A 23,600-nucleotide genomic window follows, 5' to 3' on the forward strand; every position below is an offset into this window, starting at 1 on the left:
CCGGGCGCCAACTTATCCTTCATAAAGCTGCACCCGTTGAAAACAAAGGCGAGACGGCAAGGTTCCATGACGTTTTGTCCGTCACGAAGGTTTTAAAATTTCCTTGTTGATAAACGCACAATAACGCTTGCCACCCCCCATAGTTAACAGGGTGTCAACGGATTTGCTCTAATTTGAACCGATATTGTGTTTGCGTTTTTGTTGGGTAGTGCGTTGACCGACCGGTTTCGAGAACTTGAGAGGCCAAGAGCCGTGAGGAAGAAAGATGTGGTGCTAATGGCCACTGTCACGAATTTTGAGACTGTTCCCCATCCGTCAAAAACGGACCTTCGGCAGTTTGCCGAGCTTTTCATGCCGCTTTTCAACGCTTCCACCGAAGAGGCCAAGCGGGAAGCCATTGCAGCGCTTTCCCAGCATCCAAACGTGCCTTCGGCGGTTGCCTTCTTCATCGCCTGCCAGCCGATTTCCATTGCCGCCCCCTTCCTGATTTCGTCGAAGTGCCTTGATGACGACACGCTGATCACCATTGCCCGCACGCAAGGGGCCGCCCATGCCCGCGCCATCGTGCGGCGCGAGGACCTGTCGCCGACCGTCATCGACGCGCTAGTCGGCCTGCGGCACATGGAAGACCTGAAGCGACCCGATGACGCGACGCCTCCCGCCATGCCGGAGCCCGCCATTGCGCAGCCGGCAGACGCCCAGATCAAATCCACCGCCGTGGAAGAAGAAATGCGCCAGCGCATCAAACGGATGGCGCATCAGCTCAGCCGCCCGGAAAGCGACGTTCTTGGCCTGCGCCGCCTGAGTGACGTGCAGGAAGCGCTGCTCGTGCGGTTCGCGCGCGAGCGTGATGCGCGGCAGTTTGCGGTGACGCTGGCGGATTCGCTGTCGTCCAGCTACTGGCTGTCGGAGCGCATCATGCTCGACATATCAGGCACGCAGCTCGCCACCACCCTGATCGGGCTCGGCATGGAATTTTCCGAAGCCGCCTTCATATTGCAATGCTTCTATCCGCATCTTGCCGCCGCCGAAGGCGATATGAGCCGCGCCGAGGCCATGCTCGACCGCCTCGAAATCATTGAATGCGAAGAGCGGGTGGAAAGCTGGCGGCGCGCCGACAGCTACACCCACGGCCGCGAACGATCGAACCACAGCGCACCTGTCATTCACAGAACGGGGACGTGAGAGTTAAGGCGGCCACCCCTCGCCCGGAGCAATTCCGGGCGCAAAGCTGCTGCACGCTTTAAATCTTCGGTTGGTCCACCAGCGTCAGGAGAGTGCCAATCTCGTCCGTTTCGATCTCGACGACCCACAGATCGCTGTCGAAGCGCCGCTCCCTTTCGAGAAGAGCAGCACTTTCCTCCCCCTCCACACCTGCAAGACGCGTCTCGAAACGGCGTTCGGCCCGGACTTCCTCGTCCTCGGCAAAACTCTGCGGCGCGGGTCCATAGAGGTTTTCGCGGCCATCACGAAGGCGCTGGCGGATGAAGATCGCACCTGCCTCTTCGGCACCCTTCTTTTCGACAGCGGCAAAGCCACCAGCGGAAAACACGCGGCGGATAAGGGCTGATACGAAGATTTCGGATTTGAGGCGCATTGGGGTGCTTTCGATGGAGGCGGCAGGCCGCTGCCTGTCCGTGTTGTTACGCTCTCTTCTTTCCTCGTTCCTGCGCTTGTCACAGGAATGGGGAGAGTTGAGACCCAGTCCCCTAAAGCGCCCCGATCGATTTCAGCTTCTTCAGCACGGCTTCGCTCGGTTCACCGGTCTCCGGCAGGCGGTAGTGTTTTTCGAAATGGCGGATGGCGTTGCGGGTCTGCTCGCCGGCCACACCGTCCACCTTCACATCGGCATAGGCGATATTGATCAGTCCCTGCTGGATCTTTGCAATCAGATCGCGGCTCACCGGCTTTGAAGCGGCGGCAGCGCTGTTCAAGGAGACCGGTTCGGCCTTGGGACGAGGCGCTTCAGCCTTGCGGATTGCGGCCGCGACCGGGTCGATCTCAACGCCGCCGCTGGTGTTGGCGTCGGAAGGCCGATCCTTCGGGATTGCGGCGACGGTTGCGCCGTCGATCCTGAGCGCCGCCAGCACCCGTGTCGTCGGTTCGCCGGTCTGTTCCATGCCGAGTGTTTCTTCGAAGAACATGATGGCGGCAGCCGTGCGCGGTCCCATCTTGCCGTCCGCCTCGCCTTCGTAAAGCCCGCGTTTTTTAAGTTCGGCCTGAATATCGGCAACGATCTGCTGCGGCTTCTGGTTTTCCGCCGCAACCGATGTCGCAGGCGTCGCCGTTGCGGCCGCCGGTTGCTGTGCCGTTTCGGTTTCGCTGGGGCGTTCTATGCGGAAGGTCGTGACATGACCCTGCGTGCCGAGCGGCTCTGCCGCGCGATAACCGGCAATGCCGTTCGGGTTTGCCGCATCGCGGGTACGCAGAAAAGGAGACGGATGAACGCCCGGCTGGTACCAGAGCGCGTTTGCGGCGACAAAACCGAAAACGACCACGAAGGCGCCTGAGCCGCCCACCAGTTTCGGACGGCGCAGGAGTTCGCGCCCGATGGCCGAAACCACCAAGGAAACAATCCCGGCGCCAATCTGGGCCGTTGTTTTCTTAGGCGATTTTCGCTTTCGCGGGGCCATCGTCACCATCCTTCTTCATAATCGCGGCCATTTCGCCGAGCCGTTTGATGCGCGGCGGAAACTCCACCATGCATTCGGTTTCAGCGTTTTCGCCACCTGCCATGCCGGAACCGTCGGCAGGCAACATGATCGTTACGACCGTTCCCGCGCCGGGCTGGCTGGTGATGGCGAAAGTGCCGCCATGCAGTGCTACCAGACCCTTGACCAGGGACAATCCCAGACCCGTGCCCTCATAGCGACGGGTATATTCGTTCTGGACCTGCATGAAAGGCTGGCCCAGGAGTTCAATCTTGTCGGATGCGATGCCGATGCCGGTATCGCTGACCGTCAGTTTCAGCATCCTGCCTTCACGCGCAGCATCGATCGACACTACACCGCCGGCATCGGTGAACTTGATGGCGTTACCGGCCAGATTGATGAGAACCTGGCGGATGGCGCGCTGGTCGGCGGAGATTTCGCCGATACCGCGCTGGATGCGGCTGGTCAATGTCAGACCTTTTTCCTTCGCCTGCAAGCCGAGCATGGCCTCGCAGGACGAGATGGTTTCGCCGATCGGGAAGCTTTCCATCATCAGCTCGTAACGGCCTGCTTCCAGCTTGCTCATATCCAGCATGGTGTTGACCACCGACAGGAGATGCGCGCCGGACTGGCGGATCAAGCCGACATATTCCCGCTGGCGGTCGTTTTCCAGCCGGCCGAAATATTCGCCCGCCAGAATGTCGGAAAAGCCGAGGACGGCGTTGAGCGGGGTGCGCAGCTCGTGGCTGACGGCAGCGAGGAACCGCGACTTGGCGTCGTTGGCCGATTCCGCCTCCGCCGCCTTGCGGGCGACATCGCGGCGCAGAAGCTCCATCTCGGTGACGTCGGAGAGCTGGGCGACGACGCGGCGCAGCCTGCCGGCCGCATTGCGGATCGCCGTCATTTCCATACGCGCGTGGATGAACTGCGCCTGGCGCGATTTCGCGCCGGTTTCGAACCGCAGTTCCACGCTGGACTTTTCCTCGCCCTGCCGCAGAAGGTCGAAAGCCTGCATCAGCTCGATGCGATCAGAAACATAGACATATTCGGCAAAGACATGGCCCTTGCAGGCCTGAAGATCGGCTGGAAACGTTTCAAGGTCGCGGCCGGAGACGCGCTCGACGAGGCCGTTTTCATTGATGGTGAGTACGAGGCCGGGCACCTGCGATGCCGCAACGAGGTCATCGTCGCCGGCTTGAGCGGACAGGGACGCTGCGCCACGGGCGGGACGCGAAAAGGCGATCAACAGGGCGGCTGCGGCCAGATAGAGCGCCAGCACCAGAGCGGCGCCGATGGGCAGCGCGATGGCGGGGCTGAAGACGAGGCTGAACAGGGCGGGAACGACCAGAAAGCCGACGGCGCTGAAGGCAAACAGGCGGCGCAGGCGCGCAACGGTGCCGGCGCGCCTTTCGGCGTCCTCCTCCATACGCGCAAGCCATCTGCCTGCGGCATGGTCGACCAATGCGACCGCTTTTTTTCTCATATTACGCAATACCAAACCTGAATCCCTGAGACGGATCTAACGGCTCCGACAATAGAAGCCCGCGGCTTAAGGAATGGATAAAAAGAACGGCACCAAACAGCCTCGAAATGCGCCGCAGTCCCATTACGGAGCATTTCAACCAAGCTTTGCCAATCATGGTTAATGACGGGTAAGCGACGGATTTCGCTTTATTTTTGCCATCGCGTTAACCTTTGTGGCGGCACGGGTGACCGCTTTTGCCCGGAACAGACGGCATCTGTCGCAATTATGCTTAACATGGACTGTTAAAATGCGACGGAATTGCTGGAGCCGGTCCCGATGCGAGGAGAATAGATACAATTTGAATTAAATTGCGCGGCTTTTTGCAATTGGCTGTTCGCCGGTCGCCTGTAGCTTCTCTCCAAGCCCGAAAAACGGGACAAAGGCCGATGACCCAAAACGGGCGGGGCTTCAAAACAAAGATCATCTGGCAGGGTAGTCTGACAATGTGGTTTCTGATCAAAGGAACATTCTGGTTTTCGCTGGTGCTGGTCGCGCTGTCCTATTTCGGCAGCAGCAACGATCCGACCAAGGAACCTTCGGCATTCGATATTCCCAGCGCCGTTTCGGCAGCCGGTGAGGCCTATCGTTATGTCAGCGCCATCTGCATCGAAAAACCCGACGTCTGCGTCAAGGGCGCCGAAACCTTCCACGCGCTCGGTGAACGGGCAAAGGAAGGCGCCAAGGTCGCCTATGAATTGCTCGACGCGCAGCTTGCATCCGGTGATAAAACGGCACCCGCAGCCGAACTCGCCAGCGAGAGCGAAAAACTGGCCGCAGCACCGGCGATCAGCGTCGAATTCTCTGGGAATGCCGACATGCTGAAGACCGGCACCATCATTCCCCTGCCGCAGAAGCGCCCCACCCCCTGATATTTTGCGCCGCCGCCTAACGCCGCGCCGCCCCTTCTCTGCAGCCGGATATGTCCGCCTGCGTGACTGCCTGCCAAACTTGCCCACGGAAACCTGTTTTCCGTGGGCTTTTTCATGGTCCGCATGGTTCAAAACCGTCTGCACTTGCCCTATATCGTAGCAAAGCATGGCAATAACGAACGGTACGGCGCGCAACATGGCCTCTCTCGATACGATCCTTGACGATTTCGCCTTCCTCGACGACTGGGAGGATCGCTATCGTTACGTCATCGAACTCGGCAAGGCGCTTCCCGACCTTGCGGAAGACAAGCGCACGCCTGAGAACAAGGTACAGGGCTGCGCAAGCCAGGTCTGGCTCGTCAGCCACAGCGATGGTGCCGAAGATCCTCTCATGACCTTCGAGGGCGATTCCGATGCGCATATCGTGCGCGGCCTCGTCGCCATCGTTCTTGCCGTCTATTCCGGTAAAAAAGCTTCCGAAATCGCCGGTCTGGACGCCATTGAGGTGTTCGACAAGATCGGGCTGGTGGAACATTTGTCCTCGCAGCGCGCCAATGGCCTGCGTTCCATGGTCAAACGTATCCGCGAGGAAGCGAGACTTCTGACCGCCTGAGCCTTCATTCTGTTGCCATCGTTGGCGCCATCGGCGGGCGATAATCTTCGTCGCCCCAATGGTGGCTTGTCCTTCTGCTGCGTTGCGCTTGCGGCGCATAATGCCGGGCAAGCGATAGCAGAGCGGCCCGCAGCAGCAGTTTTGCCGAACGCGCCGGCCATTGCCGCTCGCGCTCCACGGCTTCCAGCCCCTTTTCAAAGCAGCAGATATCGATGGCGACACCTGAAAGTTCAGGCCCCATAGCATCGGCTGCACGGGAAAACCGCGTCCGGGCGGAAATCGCCGCATCGGTAAGATCGAGCTTGCCACCCGCCTCCCCCTTCGTGCGGCTTGCAATTTTCGGCTCCCATGTTGCCGTTACCTTCGGGTTCAATTGCGCGCGGTGAAAATCGGCGGCGAGGCGTTCGCCCGCCTGCAAGGCGTCGCTGGGGAAGAATGCCGTGCCATCCTTTTCCTTCAGCCGTGAAAGGCCTGTCAGTGGCGAGCTATTGAGGTTGCGCCGGGCCGGCTGCCTGTCCTTGCCGACATCCAGAACCACCGTCTGCAAATCCCAGTGCTGTTGCTGAAAAATCTCGTCGCGATCCCTGGCTATAGCGCGCTTCAAATAGGAGGCGAGCGGCGGCGCGGCGGAGAGCGTGTTTTCACGTCTCTCGATCAGCCCCGAAGAGAGGGCGAGCTGCACCGTGGCGGCCGGAAACCGCAACGCCGGACGCCCTTTCCTGCCGTTCCCGGCCTCCGGTCGCTGCAATACCATATCGCCGCGATCCCCCGATATCTCAGCCGTGCCCGCAGCAATGCAGCGCAGGAGCCGCAACAGGTCAGGATCGGGAAGTATCGATGGAGCGCTTTTTGTCTCACTCATCCCGAACACCCTTCATCACGTTGAAAATGCTGCCGGAAAGCCGCTCCAGTGTGGCGACGAACTCGTCAAAGGCGGGTTCGTCGCGACGATCCTCAACCACTTGGCAGGCATGGCCGACTGTCGTTCTGTCCCTGCCGAAACACGGGCCGATATCCGACATGGGAATACCGAGCTGCACATGGCACACATACATGGCGATCTGGCGGATATGGCATTCGGTGCGCCGCCTGTCCCGGCGCGCAGCCACACGATCGCCGGTCAATTGCACCATTTCCCCGGCCAGTTGCCGGACCAGCCGGCAAATCCGGGAAATCTCATCCCGCCCGGCAGCAGGCGGAAAACGGCGGAAATTGCTATCGGCAACCTGCACACAGGGCCGAAAGGGGGCAGGCAAAGACGATATGTCCGAAGGCATATGCAACTCCTTTACGAATAGGAATTAATTCATACACCTGAGGATGGACGCGGGGAAGGGCAAATTTGGCGTCGAAAAACATGCAGTTGATTTCGCTTTGTTTTTGAATAAAGGTGACGCCTAGACAAGGATTTTTTTCCTCTGTCGAAATTGCGCGCGGCAATAAAAAAGCCGGTCTAAGGACCAGCTGGACATAACACTATGGTGCAAGATGTGTATGGAGCGGGCATGTGCGCCCTGCCGCCATCTCCTGCTAAGGGAAAAGGTCACGGCGGCGAGTTAAGGGGCAAGGCCAGCAATATGCTGCCAAGGTCCCCTTTATCCGGCGCTTCGGGCCATCTTTCCCCGGACGGGGAGAAAATACAGCCGCGACACAATCCGTCTTAGAAAATCAACGGTTCGCCTTGCGGCGCTGACCGAGACCCATTTCCTTGGCGAGCCGCGAACGGGCTTCGGCATAGGCGGGAGCAACCATCGGATAATCGACCGGCAGATCCCATTTTTCGCGATATTCTTCCGGCGTCATGCTGTGATGCGTCGTCAGGTGGCGTTTGAGCGACTTGAACGAGCCACCACATTCCAAACAGACGATATGATCGTCCTGAACCGACTTGCGAACCGACACAGCAGGCTTCTGCTTTTCAACATTGACCGCCACCGATGCCGGTGCCGATGTTCCGCTGAGTGCCGTATGAACATCCGAAATAAGGCCGGGAAGCTCAGTTACCGGAACGACGTGGTTGCTAACATAGGCAGCCACAATATCCGCCGTCAGTTCGACCAGCAGATCCTGGGCGTTACCGTATGCAGTTTCCGTCATTTAAGTATCTCCTGTTATTTATCTCCAGACACGGATGAACGCCGCATCGAGCGATGTGAAGTTACCCGGTGCCCCTCCTTCGCCCTGTTGAAACCAACGTGAAATCTACCCCTAGATTTCAAGCGAAACCGGAAACGAATTGATCCGAGATTCAACTTGTAGCCCGCGACATGGCCAACAAAGGTCTGATCAACCATAGATTAGACATTAATAAAATGCCTAAGCCGACCATGAAGAGGCTAGATGCAAATCGCAATAAGCAATTTTACACTTAATTTGGATAGCATCAAAACAGCAAAAGTCAAATTCCTATTATGATTTTTTCAGTTCAAAACAGTCTAATTGGAATACAAAAAATCACGGGTAATAAAATACTATGCCAAGTAGTAATGCAAAACGAAGACCCCCCATTATTCGGGGGTAATTCAACTTCAAATTTTCTTTAGGTCATCAACTACCGATTTATCAGCAAGTGGATAACCTGCCTTGTGTGCAGCCATTGCAAGAAGATGTGCGGAGACCGGTGCTGTCAGAACAAAGAAAAAGAAACCGGCAAGTGCCCGTGCCAGCGTCGATATTTCCGTGGAATGAATGCCGACAGCCAGCAGCAACAGGCCTGAGCCCACCGTTCCCGCCTTGGAAGCCGCATGCATGCGGGTGTAGACATCCGGCAGGCGATTAAGCCCGATTGCCGCAATCAGCGAGAAGGCGGCACCTGAGACCGTCAATGCCGCAACCAGAATAGCCACGATCCAGCCCATCATCGCCCGCCCCTTCTTTTTCCACGCCTGGATACTTGTTTTTCAGGCTTTTCAACAACTTCCGATGCCCGCTCGCCGTCGAGAACAGCCTTTGTCCTGCGCCTGCCATCTGCACCGCGCGACAGGACGAAGCGGGCAAAAGCCACCGTTGCGAGAAAACCCACCAGTCCGAGCGCAATGGCGATATCGACATAAAGATCGACGCCGGTGCGGATGGCGATAACCGCAATGAAGCCGATGGCGATACCGACCAGCATGTCGAGCGCGACGATTCGGTCCGGCAAGGTCGGACCGACGACGACGCGATATACTGTCAGCAAAAAGGCAGCGGACAGTACAACCGTGGCAAGTACAGTTGCAAATGAAACTATGAGTTCCGGCGTCATCCCTGAAACGCCTCCATGATCTTTTTTTCGAAGCCGTTTCGGATGTCATTCTTTGCGGCTTCGATATTGCTGCAATCGATCGCGTGGACGTAGAGCGTTGTTTTATCCTCGGAAACATCGACCGAAAGTGTGCCGGGGGTCAGCGTGATGAGATTGGCAAGCAGCGTGATCTCGAAATCCGTCGTCAGCCTGAGCGGATAGGCGAAGATACCGGGCTGCACATCGAGCTTCGGCCGCGTCACCATCACCGCCACCTTCCAGGCCGATAGCGCCAGCTCCTTGAAGAACAGCAGCAGCAGCGACAGCACGCGGACGGGACGCAGCCGATGACGGCCGCCCTTGGGGATCTGGTGACGGATAAGGCCCAGCGCCAGCGCCGAGACGATAAGGCCGAAGAGAATGTTCGCCGGGGTGATGCTGCCACTTACGGCGAGCCATACGCCAACGAAGAGCAGTAACAGGATGTAGCGGCTCATGGTCTGCTCCCCTCGGAAAACACCGACTGGATATAGGCTTCGGGGTTGCCAAGCCCCGCCGCCGCCTGCTGGCTGAGATTGAGCAGGCTTTCCGGAAACAGGCCGAAGAACACCACCAGCAATGTCAGCCCGACCAGCGGGACGAAAGAAGGGGCCGCCAGAGGCGACGCAGGCAGCGACGGCGCCTGGCCGGTTGAGGCCACTGCCGGGCGCCAGAAACATAAGAGGAAGACCCGCCCGAAGGCGATGGTGGCGATGAAGCCGGACAGGAGAAGGGCGGCGGCAAGCCACCAGGCGCCGATATCGATCGCCGATTTGACGAGAACCACCTTCGGCCAGAAGCCGGAAAACGGCGGCAGTCCGGAACCGGCGAAAAACAAGGCGAGCGCGAGGCCCGAAAACCACGGCGCCTGCCGATAAAGGCCACCGAGCGAAATCAGGGTAAAACTGCCGCCAAGGCGGGCGGCGTGGCCGGCGGCGAGATAAAGCGCCGTCATCAGCACCATGGAGTGCAGCGCGTAAAAGATCGCGCCAGCAACGCCGGAGGGCGTGCCGATGGCGATGCCCGCCATCATGTAACCGATGCCCGATATGACGATGTAACCGAGCATGCGGCGGATATCGTTCTGTGCGAGCGCACCCATGGCGCCGAGCACCATTGTCAGCGCCGCAGAGATGGCGATGACGATACTCAGCTCCTCTCGCTCGACCGGAAACAGCATGACCATGACGCGCAGCAGCGCGTAGATGCCGACCTTGGTAAGCAGGCCGCCGAACAGGGCGGAAACGACGATGCGCGGCGTGTGATAGGAGGCGGGCAGCCAGAAATTCACCGGAAAGGCCGCCGCCTTCATGGCGAAGGCGAGAGCAAACAGGCTGGCAAGCGTCATCAGCGGAGCTGTGCCGCGCAGCTGCGTCGCCTTCAGCGCGATATCGGCCATATTGAGCGTGCCGAAGATGGCATAGAGATAACCGACCGTGATCAGGAACAGCGTCGTGCCGATGAGGTTGAGGATGGCGTATTTCAGCGCGCCATCGATCTGCTCGCGCGTGGAGCCCAGCACGATGAGGCCGAAGGACGAGATCAGCAGCACCTCGAACCAGACATAGAGGTTGAAGAGGTCGCCGGTCAGGAACGCACCGGTGACACCCGCCATCAACAGCATCAGGAATGGATAAAAACCGTATCGCCTGCCGCTGGCGTCGATATCGGCGCTGGCATGGATGGCACCGGCCAGCGCTACGATGGCGGCGGCGAGCGACAGCAGCGTTCCGGTCAGATCTGCCGTAAAGGCAATGCCGAAGGGTGGCAGCCAGCGGCCCATGACCATGGTGAACGGCCCTTGGGTCACGACCTTCCACAGAAGCGCAGCATCGAGCAGTACCAGCAGAACAAGTGCCGTGATTGCAATGGGCGCATGCAGACGCATGGTGTGGCGCAGCATCATCAGCACCGCACCTGCGCCTATTGAGAGCGCGACGGGAAGGATGATCAGCCAGTCGGCTAGCGGCACGGGTGCCGTGACAAGCGCCGCGGAAAGATCTGATATTGCGGAAGTGGTGGATGAAGCCATGTGTCTTTGCCCCGCCCCGCTCAATAACCGAGCGGCGGCAAAGGCTCGCCTGCCGGTTCTGCGGTGCGCATTTCGTCGGTGTCGTCGGTCTGCAATTCCTGGAACGCGCGCCAGGTCAGCACCAGCAGGAAACAGAAGAAGGAAAAGGAAATGACGATTGCCGTGAGGATAAGCGCCTGCGGCAGCGGATTGGCGGCACCCGCCGGCAGCGTGTCCATGCCGGGTGGAATGATCGGCGGCACTTCGCGCGTCAGCCTTCCCGCCGTGAACAGCAGGAGGTTGACTGCGTTGCCGAGAATGGCGATGCCGAGCAGCATGCGGATGCTGTGACGCGAGAGCATGAGATAGATCGCCACCGAAAAAAAGATGCCGACGAGAATGGAGAAAACAGCTTCCATCAGTCGCTATCCCTTTCTTCCAGAGCCAGCGCAATGGAGGTGATGGCACCGACCACGACGAGATAAACGCCGATGTCGAAGGACATGACGGTGGAGAGTGGCACTTCCACACCGAGCAGGCTCGGATAGACCCACAGCCCGGTCATGAAGGGCACGCCGGCTGCAATCGAGACGAGACCAGACAACATCGCCAACAGCAGCCCCGCGCCGGCAATGGACAGCGGATGGTACACGATGGCGCGCCGGACTGCGGCCACACCATAAGCGATGCCGTAGATCGCCAGCGCCGAGACCGCGATCAACCCGCCGATGAAACCGCCGCCCGGCTCGTTATGGCCGCGCAGCAATACAAAGATGGAAAACAGCACCATGAGGCTGGTGACTACGGGGGCGACGGTGCGCAGGATAAGCGTGTTCAAGCCCGCGCTCCCTTCTTCTTCGCTATTTTTGCTGGGCCCTTGATGGCAGCAGCCGGGCGGATGCGGATGAGCGCGAGAATGGCCAGGCCTGTTATCATCACCACCGCAATCTCGCCCAGCGTATCCGTGCCGCGGAAATCGACGATGATGACGTTCACCACATTCGCCCCGTGGGCGATGACCTTGGAATAGGTGTTGTAGAAATCGGTGAGGCGATTATCGAACGACGCTTCCGTCGCCCGCATCAGGAACAGGGCAAAGCCGGTTCCGCAGGCAATGGCGATGGTGCTGTCCAGAAGCTTCTGGCCAGGGCCGCGATGGTCTGACGGCGACAGGCGAAGCCTTGTCATCACCAGCGTCAGAATGACCACGGAAAGGGTTTCGACCATGAATTGCGTAAACGACAGATCGGGCGCGCCGAACAGCAGGAAGATGACCGCCACCGCAAACCCCTGAATGCCGAGCGCGATGATGGCCGTAAGCCGGCTGGACGCCGTGAGGACAGCGACAAGGCCCGCAACCGCGATGCCAATGAAGGTCAGCTCATGGATTTTCATGTCGTGCGGCCACGCCGGCATGGACGGCAGTTCGCCATAGAGAAACAGCGGCGCAAGCAGCACGACGGCAATGACGGCGAAAGTGGCGGTGACGTAAAATTCCAGCCTGCCGGGCTGGATAAGCCTGACAACGTGGAACGAGATTTTGACCAGCGTTTCGATGAAAAAATCGAAGCCCCTGTCCGGCCCTGCACCCAGCGCCTTGAAGGTGCGCACCATCAGGCCGCGAACGGCGGAAAGCTGCATATAGAGGACGATGCCGAGCGCGATCGTCAGCAGCGACAGGCCGAGCGGCACGCCGATATGGGGAATGAGCGAGATTTCCACCGGGCGCGCCTCACCCGCGATCGCGCTTGCCATCGGCGTCGAAATGTAAAAATGCGAAAGGCCAGCGAAGAGAGCGATGGTCAGCCCCTTTATCGCCAGCAGCGCCGGGCCGAGCCACAGCAGCAGTGGTCCCTCATGCGCGTGTTTCGGGGTTTTCACGGGCTTGCCGAGGAAAGGTTTCAGCGCCACGGCAAAAGCGACGGCAAACATCAGCGCATTGCCGAGAATGGCGATGCCGGTGAACAGCACGGCACGCGGATTGCCATGCGCCAGCGCATAATAAATCTCTTCCTTGGCGAGAAAGCCGAAAAAGGGCGGCAGGCCGGCCATGGAGATGGCCGCGGCAAGTGCTGCCGCGAAGGTGATCGGCATGGCTTTTCGCAAGCCGCCGAGCTTCGTCACATCGCGGGTTCCGGTCTCGTGGTCGATGATGCCGGCGACCATGAACAGTGCGCCCTTGAAAAGCGAATGCGCCACCAGATAAAGCACAGCCGCCTCAATCGCGTGGTCCGAGCCGAAGCCGGTCAGCATCACCAGCAGACCGAGCGAGGACATGGTGGTATAGGCCAGCATCAGCTTCAGGTCGGTCTGGCGCACGGCCAGCAGCGCGCCGGTCAGCATGGTCAACCCGCCGAAGAACGGCAGCAGGATCTGCCAGGCAGCGGTATCGCCGAGAACGGGGTTGAGGCGCATCAGAAGATAGACGCCGGCCTTCACCATGGTTGCCGAGTGCAGATAGGCCGAAACCGGTGTCGGTGCCTCCATCGCGTTGGGCAGCCAGAAATGGAACGGAAACTGCGCCGATTTGGTGAACGCGCCGCCGAGAACCAGCAGTAGCGCAGCCAGATAGAACGGGCTGTCGCGCAATATATCGCCGCCACGCACCAGCATGGACAATTGCGTCATGCCGCTCATGTCCCAGATGAAGATCAACCCGGCGAGCAGCAGCAGACCGCCGCCGCCCGTTACCACCAGCGCCTGTAAGGCGGCACGGCGTGCGGCCGGGCGCGCATGGTCGAATCCGATCAGCAGGAACGAGGTTATCGAGGTCAGTTCCCAATAAACGAATAGCATCAACAGGCTGTCCGAAACCACGACGCCCAGCATCGCGCCCATGAACAGAAGCAGGAAAGACAGGAAGCGGCCCTGCTGCGGATGCACCTTCATGTAACCGCCGGCATAAAGCACGATCAGCAGACCGATACCGGTGATCAGAAGTGCAAAGGTCAGCGACAGGCCGTCAATGAACCACGAAAAGCTGAGGTTGAAACTTGGAACCCAGACGTAACCGCCCGTGACCACGCCGCCAGCCGCCACCTGCGGCAGCATCAGTGCGAAGTGGACAAAAGCCAGCGCGGGCGCGATCGCCAATATCCAGACGGCATTGTGACCTAATCTTTTCACCAGCATCGGTGCGGCAAGCGCTGCCAGAAACGGCAAAAACAGCGACAGGAATGTCAGCTGCGTGACATCTGATGTCATTCACATCTCCCAGGGCTTCCCCTACCCCTGTACGCCCATGAATGGCGTTCTTTTCAAATCGTATTTTTCAGTTAAGGCATAGACACCGCCATCTCAACCCAAATCGACTCTCATACCTGCCCATAACGTACTCGTTATGACAGCTGCCCTCTTTCAATCTGCAGCGCCGATGCCTATTTCTGGCAGGAACAGAAAGGATCATTCCATGAGCGATCTGACATCCCCGAAAGTGAACAAGAGCGATGCCGACTGGCGCGAGCAGCTCACGCCGGAGCAATATCGCATCCTGCGTGAACACGGCACCGAGCGCCCATTTACCGGTCCCTACTGGGACACGTTCCAGAAAGGCCTCTATCGCTGCGCCGCCTGCGACGAGCCGCTGTTCCTGTCCGATACCAAATTCGATGCAGGTTGCGGCTGGCCGAGCTATTTCGAACCGGTGAAACCGGGTGCTGTGACGGAACATCGCGATGCGACGCTTGGCATGGTGCGCACCGAAATCCGCTGCGCCAATTGCGGCGGCCACCTCGGCCACGTCTTTCCGGACGGCCCACCGCCCACCGGCCTGCGTTATTGCATCAACGGCCATTCGATGGTGTTCGAACCGATCTGATGGGAGACAGGTAACGGCCGGTTGCCTGCCGGCCGTTTTTGCGAAGAAAATGACCGTCTCGACAGCCGGACCGGAGAGTGAGACTATCGCGATCTCACTCCTTCCGGATCACCATCATGGCGCTCGAAACCATCCTCATATTCATTCCCGCCTGCTTTGCCCTGAACATGGCGTTCGGGCCAAACAATCTCCTGTCGATGACGGTTGGTGCGCGATACGGCATGGCAACGGCAGTGATGGCCGCGAGCGGTCGGCTGGTTGCGTTTGCGGGCATGATCGCGATCGCCGCTTTGGGCCTCGGCGCACTTTTGATGGCTTCCGAAATGATGTTTTCGCTGATCAAATGGATCGGCGTTCTCTACCTGCTGTGGATCGGCTTCAAGCTCATCCGCTCAAGGGCGGATGTCACCGCTCCCGATATCTCCTCGGGCAACGGAAATATTCTCAAGACCTATCTGCGGCAGGAGTTTTTTGTCGCCTCCGGCAATCCGAAGGCCATCCTGATCTTCACGGCCTTTTTCCCGCAATTCATCCAGCAGGACGCCTATTGGCAGAGCTTCGCCACGCTCGGGGCAATTTTCCTGCTGCTCGAGGTGGTGGCAATCACCGTTTATGCCTTTGTCGGTTCGCGACTGTCCGGTCTTATGCGCAATGCGCGCGCCCTGAAGCGCGTCAACCGGATCAGCGGCTCGATGATGATGGCTTTCGGCGTCATGCTGGCCTTCGCCCGGCGCCCCGCCTGAGAGAAATCCCGGCCCGCGTACTAGTTCAGTTTAAGCTCCATGCAAGTCAGGTCCAGCCAGCGGCCAAACTTGGTGCCCACTTCCGAAAACCGGCCGGCAACGGTGAAACCGAGGCTTTCGTGCAGGCGGATGGAGGCGGCGTTTTCCGATTCGATCGCGGCGATCAGCACATGCACATCGTTGCCGGAGGCGTGGTCGATAAGCGCCTGCATCAGCCGCTTGCCGATGCCGTGGCCGCGCGCGTCCTTGTGGACATAAACCGAATGTTCGCGGGTGTGGCGATAGCCGTCGAAGGCGCGCCAGTCGCCATAGGAAGCATAGCCGGCAACCTTGCCGTCAAGAATCGCGACTATCACAGGAAAGCCGCGTGACTTGCGGGCGGAAAACCATTCCTTGCGGTTTTCCAGATCGACCAGCACTTCGTTCCAGATCGCCGTCGTGTTCAGGACCGCGTCGTTGTAAATCTCCATGATGCCGGAAAGATCGTCCACGGTGGCATCGCGCAGTTCCAAACTCATTATCGTTCGCCCTCATTCTTGTCTGCATCGCGCGCCCAACGTTCCGGGGCACGACCTTCAGGCGAGCATTAGGCGATGACGCGGATGGCTGTCCAGTGCTCTCTAGCTCAGGAAGACATGGGAACGAGGCTGAAGGAAGTGACCACGGCAAAATAGTGGACAACGGCGGCGGCAACGACGAAACCGTGCCAGATGGCGTTCTGGAATCGCAGCTTTTCCCAGACGTGGAAGACCACGCCGAGCGAATAGATGACACCGCCAGCGACAATCAGCCAGAGCGTGACGGGGGCCAGATGCGTTGAGAGCGGCTGCACAACCATGATGCCGCTCCAGCCCATGGCGAGATAAAGGCCTATGGCGACCCGGTCGTAACGGCCGGGAAACAGGCATTTGAGCAAGATGCCGCAGATGGCGGCAAGCCAGATCAGCCCCAGCATGGTGGCAATCAGCGGCTCGTGGATACCGCGCATCAGGAGCGGCGTGTAGGTGGCGGCGATCAGGATGAAGATCGCCGAGTGGTCCAGCCGGCGCAGGAACCATTTTACGTTGGAATGCGGCCAGATATTATAGGTGAAGGACACGGAAAGGCAGGCGACAAGGCCGAGTCCGTAAATCCAGGCGGCCGCGATGGCGCTGAGGCTGCCCCAGACGGTCGCGTAAAAAATCAGCGCCGTGGCGCCCACCAGCGCAAAAACGATACCCACGCCGTGGACGATACCATCGGCGACAATCTCGTGAAAATCATACTGGCGACCAAACCGCCACACGTTACTCATAGTCCATTCCCGTTTGCCTGCTTGTGGCCAAGCATGACGGCAATATTAGACAGGAACAAGACAGCAGCCGGTTAACGGCGATCAAATTGCGTTCCGGGCTGTTGCGAAAGGAGAGGTTGAGCGGTGGCCTCGCCGTTTCTCTCATTCCTGCGCTTGTCACAGGAATGAGGAGGGAAAAAGGAGCGCCCTCACAAGGCCGCAGCGCATTCCTGGCAGAACGGCGTATAGGGCACGGCTTTCAGGCGGTCTTCCGAAATTTTCTTGCCGCATTTGACGCAGGTGCCGTAGGTACCGTTCGCGATGCGGTCGAGTGCGGCGTCGATGGCGCGCAACTCGTCCTGGCCCACCTGCCCAATTTCATCCAGCACCTCGTCATTGCTGCGTTCAGCGGCGCGGTCGTCATCATCGGGGTTGCGCGGTTCTTCGAAATCCGCCTCGATTTTGTGCAGGCGGCTGTAAAGCTCGCGCTGGCGGTCGCGCAGGATTTTCTCGTAACTTTCGACATTCATGGTCTTCTCCTCCAGCCGGTGCGGGCGAAAATCGCCCGCAACCCCAAGATTTCAACTCACTTTACCTGTCAATCAGCACCGAGCACTTGGCATGGCGCACCACGCGGTCGGCGGTGGCGCCGATGAAATAATTGGTAAAATCAGGCATATGCGATGCGATGATGATGAGATCGGCCTTGTGCTCTTCGGCAGCGGCAATGATTTCACGCGCCGGCGCGCCGCTTCTGATTTCGTGCTTGCCCTTGAAGCCGGCCTTCACCTGAATATCCGCAAGTTTCGTCTTGGCATCCTTGATGGCATTTTCGATGAGATCTACCGGCAGGTCGATCGCCATATAGCCGGGCAGTTCCTCAACCACATTGATGAGGACGATCTCGCCATCGGCATCCAGCAGCGCCTTGGCCTTGGCGAGAATCTTCTCTCCCTTGTCGATGGCGCTGAGGTCTACCGGTACGATGATTTTCTTGTACATGGCTATCTCCTTTGGCGTAATCTGCCGTTCACGTGTCGGGCTCATATTTCCCTACCGATGCGCCCTTCGCCTTGATTGAAGTCAAAGCTGCGTCGGAGCAGCAACAGGGGCATTGTCAACGAATAGTGGACGGTCAATCGCCAGATGGCGATCTTTGCTGAACGACAAAACCCGCCCATATTCACCACAAATGAACGCCGCAAAGCGGCGTCGGCTGATGCAGACGCGCAAATCCGCGCCGTCAGCACGCCGGATTCAATATGGAGATTATGATGAGTGAAATCAAACAATTCGCCCTGACGCGGCCGGCTTATGTCGGTCAGGCTCATCTTGTCGTTCACGATCTGCCGCGCATTTCGGAATTCTATCAGAAAATCATCGGCCTCTCCGTCATCGAGAAAAGCCCGAGCGGCGAGGTTCTTGGTGTCAACGGCCAGCCGCTGCTCACACTTTCCACCTCCGGTACGGTTGAACGCGCGCCGCGCAATGCCGCAGGCTTGTTCCACACCGCCTTCCTGATGCCACGCCGCGAGGATCTGGCCCATTGGCTGGCCCATGCCGCGCACAATAATATCCAGCTTCAGGGCGCATCCGACCATCTGGTGAGTGAAGCGATCTATCTGGCCGACCCCGAAGGCAACGGCATCGAGGTCTATCGCGACCGGTCGCCCTCGGAATGGACCTACCAGCAGGACGGCACGGTGGAGATGGCTACGCTCCGCCTCGACCTACAGGCGCTGTATGACAGTGCGCCGAAAACGGCGTTCGAGGCCGCCGCCGATGGAACGGCCATCGGCCACATGCATCTGCAGGTCGGCAATATTCCGCAGGCAGATGAGTTTTATCAGGATGTACTGGGGTTGAAGATCATGGCGCGTTATCCGGGTGCCAGCTTCTTCGGCTCGGGCGCTTATCATCACCATGTGGCCGCCAATATCTGGAACAGCCGCGGCGCCACGGCCCGCAAGGACAACATGACGGGCCTTTCGGGCTACTCGCTGAAGTTCAACGACAGTGCGGCGCTCGATACTGCAATGGCTGCTCTCGACCGGCTGGAAATAGCTACGGAACGGCAGAGCGACGGTATTGTTCTCAAAGATCCGTGGGGCATAGGCCTGAAGCTTTCCGCGTAAAGACCACGGGGCGGCAGAAATTTTTGCCGCTCCGGAACCGCCTCATTTTTCGAACGTTTGATGTCTTATTGGGGGACAGTTCGATGAATGAGAATGCCAGGCCGGAAAAAACCGGCATATTGGGCAATATCGGGCGGCGCGCCGCAAACGCTCCGTCGACGAGGGCCGACCCTTTCGAGGGTCTGGCGTCCGGGTCGCACCGTGACGACGCGCGCAGCCAGCAACCGCTTGGCCGAGAAGCGCTCGATGTGGCCGTTGCATGGTCGGTTATCGGCATTTTTCTCGTCGTCATGATGGCGGTCATTCATGAATTGTCTCTGATCCTCATACCGGTGGTGCTGGCGATTGTCGTGGGCATGATCCTCGGCATCGCGGCGGAAAAGCTCAGTTCCTATGGCATTCCCGGTGCCGGTGTGGCGGTCATTCTCTCCGGCCTTGTCGCGGCCGTGATGTTTTTCGTGATCAATTCCCTGATCGACCCTTTGTCGCAGCTCGCCTCCGAAGGACCAGCGCTGATCGAACGCAGTATGGACCGCTTCCTGCCCTATCTTCAAAGCATCCGATGGCTGAACATTTCGGCAGCGACCTTCAGCATGGGGTCGATTTCAATGGAGTCGCTCATTTCGCGCAGCGGCGAGATAATTTCCCTGCTCGGTTCCAACGTCACCCCCGCAGTCGTTCAGGGCATGATCTTCCTCGCCGCGCTTTTGATGTTCCTCTACAGCCGCCTGCGGCTGCGCAAGGCGATCATCATGGCCTTTCCGGCCCGGCACCAGCGGCTGAGGGCCATTCGGATCATCGCTTCGGTGGAAGAAGTGCTCGGCACCTATTTTGCCACGGCAGCGCTGATCTATGCGGCGCTGGGCGTGACGATGGTGGCGATCGCCTATTTCGGCGGGCTGGCCATGCCGCTTCTGTGGGGGCTCTTCGCCTTCCTCTCCAGCTTCGTGCCGTTTCTCGGCATCACCGCCATGACGGTGTCGCTGGCGGTGGCAGGCATCATCACGCATGACAACATGGTGCTGGCGTTGCTGCCATCCGCGATCTTCTTCACCATTCACCTGTTGATGGAAAACCTGGCCTTTCCGGCAGTGGTGGGCCGCAACATGGAGATCAACCCCTTCCTCGTCTTCGTGATGATCATCTTCTGGACGTGGATGTGGGGTGCTGCGGGCGCCATGCTGGCACTGCCGCTGTCGCTGATCGCCATGACAGTAACGCGCGAGCTGTTTCCTTCACGCCGCATCGTTCCAAACCTGCCGGCCTGATGGCCGGTCAAGAGGCGAGAGGAATGCGGAGCTTATCGGCTATGCGCCGCTCGTGCTCGATCAGCCATTTCTTGCGCCACAGCCCACCGCCATACCCGGTCAGGCTGCCATCTGCGCCCAGCACCCGGTGGCAGGGAACGACGATGGCAATCTGGTTGGCGCCATTGGCGCGGGCGACGGCACGCACGGCGGATGGCCGTTGCATGGACGTCGCAAGCGAAGAATAGCTGACGATCTCTCCCGCCGGTATCTCCCGCAATGCGTGCCAGACATCGCGCTCGAAGGGTGTGCCGTGTCCGGCGAGCCGGGTTTCGAAGTCAGCCGAATGCCCGGCGAAATAGGCCGCGAGTTCTGCTGCGATCTGGCCGGTGACCGGCGTCCTGCCCAGCACCATATCCGCGCCGGTGCGGGCCTTCAGCCGCTTCAATTCGGCCGGAAGCGCTGGCCGGTCAGCAAATTCGAGAAGATGCAGGGCGTGATCATCGGCAACGACCAACATCGGACCGATCGGCGTGTCGATCCAGTCGCCCTTCAGGAACCCCTTGCCTTTCATGGCGGTGGGAGAGGTGCCGAAGAACTGGTTGATGGCCGAGCGGAAACCGCTGCCGGATTCATATCCGGCATCGATCTGCGCGCCGATCACGGCTTCTCCTGATGCGAGGCTTGTCGCCGCATCTCCCAGCCGCCGCAACCTTGCGATTTCCAGAAAACTCATGCCGAAACGGCGTTTGAAGGTGCGACGCACCGTGGAAGGGTCATGGCCCATCGCCACCACATCCTCCTCACGCCAGCGCCGCGCCGGTTCGCTTTCCAGCGCCGTCAGAAGGGTGGTGACGGTTTCATCCGCCGTGCCATAGGAAAGCATCGGCTTGCAGCGCTTGCAGGGGCGGAAGCCAGCTTCCAGACATTCGGCGATGGTTTCGCGAAACCGGCAGTTTTCGATCTTCGGCTTTCGCGCCGTACAGGTAAAGCGACAGAAAATCTTCGTCGAGGTCACGCACACATAGGCCACGCCCTCATAGGCGGGGTCCTTGTTCACAAGGGCGGAATATAGGGTTTCGGTGTCGGGGCGTTTGAACAGCATGGGAGGATGCTAGCGCAAATTTGAGCGGTATGCCGCCGAAAAACGGGCGTGGATGTGGGATGCTCATTTCCCTCGTTCCCGTGCTTGTTACAGGAATGAGGAGAGAGTCGCCCCGCTCAATTACCCGGCGGCGTAAACGACGGGTCGTCCAGCCTTGTGAACACCACGCCGCGGGCCTTCAGCGCCAGAAGTCCCCTCACCACGCCCTCACCCGCTTCGTGGGTAGGCTGATTGATGTGGGAGATGATGACGTCGCCGTCCTTGGCCGAAGCGATGTGCTTTGCCGTGGCGGCCGCGCCCAGAAGCGAGCCGCCATCGCCATTGACGGAATAACCCGCCACCCGCATGCCGAGCCTGTTGATGGTGGCCATGGACGAGGTGGTATATTTCGCCGTCGCACCGCGAAACCATTGCGGTTGAAGACCGGTCATGGCGACAATTGCCTGCCTGCCGCCCTCGACCTCCTGCTCGACTGCCGCTTCCGAACCGGCAGCGGCAATGCCGTAGATGGCAACGGGCTTGTCCACCGCTGGCACATGGTTTTCGCCGTGGTTTTCAATCTCGAACAGATCCGGATGCGCCATCATTACGGCAAGCGCTTCGCTATTGTGCTTCAGCCAGCGGGCAGTGACGAAGATCGTCGCCGGTATCTTTTCCTGCACCAGCGTATCGAGAATGCGATGGTCGGTCTTGCCCATGCAGGCGTCCAGAGTCATCGCCACCCGCACCCTGCCGTCATGCCTCGGCGTCATTTTCAGCGTCGGCTCGACGAGACCCGTCCCCGCGAAGGCGGCAGTGGAGAGCGACAGGAAGAGAGCGGCAAAGGGCAGGCTACGCAGCATTTTTCAGTTTCCGAAGGGTAAGATGTGGCAATCCGCCTGCAAAACGCCCGAATTATGGCGCGGCTTCCAGCGTTGACAGAGCGTTCAGCACCTCTTCCACCCGCTGGCGCTCCGCGCTGGTGAGCGACAGGATTGGCCGGGGCGGCTCGCATGCCGTTACCGACAAAGCATTGGCGGCGGCGTAGATCACGCGGATACTGCCGAATTCCTTGAAGAGCGCCCAGAGCGGCTGGAAGGCCAGATCGAGCCTGCTCGTCTCCTCCGCATCCCCGGCCTGGGCGGCGCGCATCAACCGCAATGCCGGAACCGGCAGCAGGCCCGCAACGACGCTGTACCAGGCATCGCCACCGGCAAGCGTTGCTTCCGCACATCCCCAGTCGCCGCTGTAACCGATGGCGAAATCATCCGTCAGTTTCGGCCGCAGCCGCGCAAGCTCTCCCGCATAGTCGGAATCGGCCGGCAGCGGCATCTTTATGGCACGGATATTCGGGATATAGGCGAGCCTGACCAGAAGCTCATCGCTGAAGGAGAATCGCGTCGTCGTCGGGTTGTTGTAGATGGCGAGCGGCAAATCGGTTGCGCCGGCGACGGCGGCGAAATGGTGATAGGCCTCTTCCTGAGTCAGCGGCGTATAGGAAACGGGTGCCAGAAGCAGCGCATCGGCACCGGCAGCTTCGGCATCCTTCGCCAGCGCCACGGCCTCATCGGTACGCAATGCGCCGACGCCTGCCATCAGAGTGCGCCTGCCCTTGAGGACGGCATGGGCTGCCTCGACCGCGCGCCGCCTCTCGGCACGCGACAGATACATATAGGTTCCGGTGCTGCCGAGAATACCGATGGAATCGACCTCCGCCGCATCCAGCCGCTCGACGAGGGCGGAAAAGGCTTGGCTATCCACCTGCCCGGCCTCGTCAGCGGGCGTGATCGGAAAAGCCGAAAGTCCCTTGAATTGCTTCGCCATGTTCTCGCCCCTCAATTCGATCGAAGGACAGCGTTACAGACCCATTGGCAGGGCGGCAAGAAAAGCGGGGTTTAAACCGGCGACCGCGGACGAAGAATTCCCCGATCAGTCATAAAGATACAACTTCTTCCACTGCTCTTCGGGAATCTTGTCGCCGACACGGTAATCGAAGGACTGGATGGAGAGGCTGTCGCTTTTCAGCTGGCACTTGTATTTGAGCTTGTACCATTCACCGGCGCTTCTGAAGACTGCACCCGACGCCTTGATCGAATTCTTGCCAACCTCGGGATCACCGAAGGTATAGGCAATGACCTTATCCGGCTTCATGCCCTTCTGCTCCGTCGCGATCCGCTCCATCGCCTCTATGTCGCAACGCTGCTCCAGACGCTCCTCGGGGGCGAGCACGTTCAGCTGCCGCATGACGTTGGCGTCTATTGCGAAAGCGGGTGTAGATGCCTGCAAGGCAAGGAAAAACGCAGAAAGAGCAGCGGGAAGAAACTTTCGCATGGGATCCTGTCAGTTTTCGTTTGTTCTTATCGATGCACG

Annotated in this window: 28 protein-coding genes; 7 read left to right on the plus strand and 21 right to left on the minus strand. The window is 59.4% G+C overall.

Translation table 11 applies throughout. The features are described from left to right. Window positions 1-276: 276 nt before the first annotated feature. A complete protein-coding gene (locus ACQZ5Y_RS01550; protein ID WP_174049269.1) occupies window positions 277-1,185 on the plus strand; it encodes a DUF2336 domain-containing protein in 909 nt (302 codons plus the stop codon). A 58-nt stretch (window positions 1,186-1,243) separates the two neighbouring features. On the opposite strand, the gene ACQZ5Y_RS01555 is transcribed toward ACQZ5Y_RS01550, so the two are convergent. The 3 genes from ACQZ5Y_RS01555 to ACQZ5Y_RS01565 form a co-directional block, all read right to left on the minus strand. Then, entirely contained in the window at window positions 1,244-1,597 is a 354-nt protein-coding gene (locus ACQZ5Y_RS01555; RefSeq protein WP_003512046.1) for a DUF1491 family protein, read from the minus strand. Window positions 1,598-1,709: 112 nt separating this feature from the next. Then, window positions 1,710-2,633 carry a peptidoglycan-binding domain-containing protein gene (locus ACQZ5Y_RS01560; RefSeq protein WP_174049268.1) on the minus strand — a complete coding sequence of 308 codons (924 nt, stop codon included), beginning with the start codon at window positions 2,631-2,633 and terminating at the stop codon, window positions 1,710-1,712. Continuing rightward, entirely contained in the window at window positions 2,605-4,134 is a 1,530-nt protein-coding gene (locus tag ACQZ5Y_RS01565; protein ID WP_003512044.1) for a sensor histidine kinase, read from the minus strand. The genes ACQZ5Y_RS01560 and ACQZ5Y_RS01565 overlap by 29 nt, the downstream gene beginning before the upstream one ends. A gap of 485 nt (window positions 4,135-4,619) precedes the next feature. Between ACQZ5Y_RS01565 and ACQZ5Y_RS01570 the strand changes: the two genes are divergently transcribed. Beyond that, window positions 4,620-5,045: a DUF5330 domain-containing protein gene (locus ACQZ5Y_RS01570; protein WP_174049363.1), complete on the plus strand. Its 426-nt coding sequence runs from the start codon at window positions 4,620-4,622 to the stop codon at window positions 5,043-5,045. Window positions 5,046-5,241: 196 nt separating this feature from the next. Continuing rightward, window positions 5,242-5,658, plus strand: coding sequence for a SufE family protein (locus ACQZ5Y_RS01575; protein ID WP_025592801.1), 417 nt, complete (start codon window positions 5,242-5,244; stop codon window positions 5,656-5,658). Window positions 5,659-5,662: 4 nt separating this feature from the next. On the opposite strand, the gene ACQZ5Y_RS01580 is transcribed toward ACQZ5Y_RS01575, so the two are convergent. The 10 genes from ACQZ5Y_RS01580 to ACQZ5Y_RS01625 all read right to left on the minus strand — a co-directional run bounded on the left by ACQZ5Y_RS01580 (window position 5,663) and on the right by ACQZ5Y_RS01625 (window position 14,135). Continuing rightward, complete coding sequence (locus ACQZ5Y_RS01580) at window positions 5,663-6,520, minus strand: DUF6456 domain-containing protein (protein ID WP_174049267.1); 858 nt, start codon at window positions 6,518-6,520, stop codon at window positions 5,663-5,665. Then, window positions 6,513-6,935, minus strand: a complete 423-nt coding sequence (locus ACQZ5Y_RS01585) for a helix-turn-helix domain-containing protein (RefSeq protein WP_003512040.1) — start codon at window positions 6,933-6,935, stop codon at window positions 6,513-6,515. The genes ACQZ5Y_RS01580 and ACQZ5Y_RS01585 overlap by 8 nt, the downstream gene beginning before the upstream one ends. Before the next feature lie 391 nt (window positions 6,936-7,326). After that, window positions 7,327-7,755, minus strand: coding sequence for a MucR family transcriptional regulator Ros (ros, locus tag ACQZ5Y_RS01590; protein ID WP_003512037.1), 429 nt, complete (start codon window positions 7,753-7,755; stop codon window positions 7,327-7,329). A 431-nt stretch (window positions 7,756-8,186) separates the two neighbouring features. Beyond that, entirely contained in the window at window positions 8,187-8,519 is a 333-nt protein-coding gene (gene mnhG / locus ACQZ5Y_RS01595) for a monovalent cation/H(+) antiporter subunit G (protein ID WP_003512029.1), read from the minus strand. After that, entirely contained in the window at window positions 8,516-8,902 is a 387-nt protein-coding gene (locus ACQZ5Y_RS01600) for a cation:proton antiporter (RefSeq protein WP_003512027.1), read from the minus strand. The genes mnhG and ACQZ5Y_RS01600 overlap by 4 nt, the downstream gene beginning before the upstream one ends. Continuing rightward, window positions 8,899-9,378 carry a Na+/H+ antiporter subunit E gene (locus ACQZ5Y_RS01605; protein ID WP_112681502.1) on the minus strand — a complete coding sequence of 160 codons (480 nt, stop codon included), beginning with the start codon at window positions 9,376-9,378 and terminating at the stop codon, window positions 8,899-8,901. Before ACQZ5Y_RS01605 ends, ACQZ5Y_RS01600 begins: the two co-directional genes overlap by 4 nt. Further along, window positions 9,375-10,952 carry a Na+/H+ antiporter subunit D gene (locus tag ACQZ5Y_RS01610; RefSeq protein WP_174049266.1) on the minus strand — a complete coding sequence of 526 codons (1,578 nt, stop codon included), beginning with the start codon at window positions 10,950-10,952 and terminating at the stop codon, window positions 9,375-9,377. The genes ACQZ5Y_RS01605 and ACQZ5Y_RS01610 overlap by 4 nt, the downstream gene beginning before the upstream one ends. Before the next feature lie 20 nt (window positions 10,953-10,972). Continuing rightward, the gene (locus ACQZ5Y_RS01615) at window positions 10,973-11,350 is read right to left on the minus strand and encodes a Na+/H+ antiporter subunit C (protein WP_003509263.1); all 378 of its coding nucleotides are present in this window, start codon (window positions 11,348-11,350) and stop codon (window positions 10,973-10,975) included. Beyond that, entirely contained in the window at window positions 11,350-11,769 is a 420-nt protein-coding gene (locus ACQZ5Y_RS01620; RefSeq protein ID WP_003512013.1) for a Na(+)/H(+) antiporter subunit B, read from the minus strand. Before ACQZ5Y_RS01620 ends, ACQZ5Y_RS01615 begins: the two co-directional genes overlap by 1 nt. Next, a complete protein-coding gene (locus ACQZ5Y_RS01625) occupies window positions 11,766-14,135 on the minus strand; it encodes a putative monovalent cation/H+ antiporter subunit A (RefSeq protein WP_080799103.1) in 2,370 nt (789 codons plus the stop codon). Before ACQZ5Y_RS01625 ends, ACQZ5Y_RS01620 begins: the two co-directional genes overlap by 4 nt. Window positions 14,136-14,340: 205 nt before the next feature. Here ACQZ5Y_RS01625 and msrB point away from each other — a divergent pair, with 205 nt between their 5' ends. Together msrB and ACQZ5Y_RS01635 are read left to right on the plus strand one after the other, a co-directional pair. After that, window positions 14,341-14,748 (plus strand): peptide-methionine (R)-S-oxide reductase MsrB, encoded by a 408-nt coding sequence (gene msrB, locus ACQZ5Y_RS01630; protein WP_003512009.1) that lies wholly within the window; start codon window positions 14,341-14,343, stop codon window positions 14,746-14,748. Between the two features lie 116 nt (window positions 14,749-14,864). Continuing rightward, entirely contained in the window at window positions 14,865-15,491 is a 627-nt protein-coding gene (locus ACQZ5Y_RS01635; RefSeq protein WP_019564107.1) for a LysE family translocator, read from the plus strand. A gap of 20 nt (window positions 15,492-15,511) precedes the next feature. On the opposite strand, the gene ACQZ5Y_RS01640 is transcribed toward ACQZ5Y_RS01635, so the two are convergent. The 4 genes from ACQZ5Y_RS01640 to ACQZ5Y_RS01655 form a co-directional block, all read right to left on the minus strand. Next, entirely contained in the window at window positions 15,512-16,009 is a 498-nt protein-coding gene (locus tag ACQZ5Y_RS01640) for a GNAT family N-acetyltransferase (protein WP_003512007.1), read from the minus strand. A 107-nt stretch (window positions 16,010-16,116) separates the two neighbouring features. Then, window positions 16,117-16,785 (minus strand): PAQR family membrane homeostasis protein TrhA, encoded by a 669-nt coding sequence (gene trhA / locus ACQZ5Y_RS01645; protein WP_174049265.1) that lies wholly within the window; start codon window positions 16,783-16,785, stop codon window positions 16,117-16,119. Between the two features lie 188 nt (window positions 16,786-16,973). Further along, window positions 16,974-17,294 (minus strand): TraR/DksA family transcriptional regulator, encoded by a 321-nt coding sequence (locus ACQZ5Y_RS01650; protein ID WP_003512004.1) that lies wholly within the window; start codon window positions 17,292-17,294, stop codon window positions 16,974-16,976. 61 nt (window positions 17,295-17,355) lie between these two features. Further along, complete coding sequence (locus ACQZ5Y_RS01655) at window positions 17,356-17,766, minus strand: universal stress protein (protein WP_174049264.1); 411 nt, start codon at window positions 17,764-17,766, stop codon at window positions 17,356-17,358. Window positions 17,767-18,038: 272 nt separating this feature from the next. Here ACQZ5Y_RS01655 and ACQZ5Y_RS01660 point away from each other — a divergent pair, with 272 nt between their 5' ends. After that, window positions 18,039-18,899, plus strand: coding sequence for a VOC family protein (locus tag ACQZ5Y_RS01660; RefSeq protein WP_174049263.1), 861 nt, complete (start codon window positions 18,039-18,041; stop codon window positions 18,897-18,899). An 83-nt stretch (window positions 18,900-18,982) separates the two neighbouring features. Further along, window positions 18,983-20,167, plus strand: coding sequence for an AI-2E family transporter (locus tag ACQZ5Y_RS01665; protein ID WP_035197996.1), 1,185 nt, complete (start codon window positions 18,983-18,985; stop codon window positions 20,165-20,167). Window positions 20,168-20,174: 7 nt separating this feature from the next. On the opposite strand, the gene ACQZ5Y_RS01670 is transcribed toward ACQZ5Y_RS01665, so the two are convergent. From ACQZ5Y_RS01670 to ACQZ5Y_RS01685, 4 genes are all read right to left on the minus strand, one after another. Next, window positions 20,175-21,251 (minus strand): bifunctional transcriptional activator/DNA repair enzyme AdaA, encoded by a 1,077-nt coding sequence (locus tag ACQZ5Y_RS01670; RefSeq protein ID WP_174049262.1) that lies wholly within the window; start codon window positions 21,249-21,251, stop codon window positions 20,175-20,177. 116 nt (window positions 21,252-21,367) lie between these two features. Then, window positions 21,368-22,093 (minus strand): polysaccharide deacetylase family protein, encoded by a 726-nt coding sequence (locus ACQZ5Y_RS01675; protein WP_013635693.1) that lies wholly within the window; start codon window positions 22,091-22,093, stop codon window positions 21,368-21,370. 52 nt (window positions 22,094-22,145) lie between these two features. Beyond that, the gene (locus ACQZ5Y_RS01680) at window positions 22,146-23,054 is read right to left on the minus strand and encodes a dihydrodipicolinate synthase family protein (RefSeq protein WP_174049261.1); all 909 of its coding nucleotides are present in this window, start codon (window positions 23,052-23,054) and stop codon (window positions 22,146-22,148) included. A gap of 105 nt (window positions 23,055-23,159) precedes the next feature. Continuing rightward, window positions 23,160-23,561 (minus strand): DUF930 domain-containing protein, encoded by a 402-nt coding sequence (locus ACQZ5Y_RS01685; protein WP_003511997.1) that lies wholly within the window; start codon window positions 23,559-23,561, stop codon window positions 23,160-23,162. Between the last annotated feature and the right edge of the window lie 39 nt (window positions 23,562-23,600).

This window comes from Agrobacterium sp. A3-95, assembly GCF_053521785.1.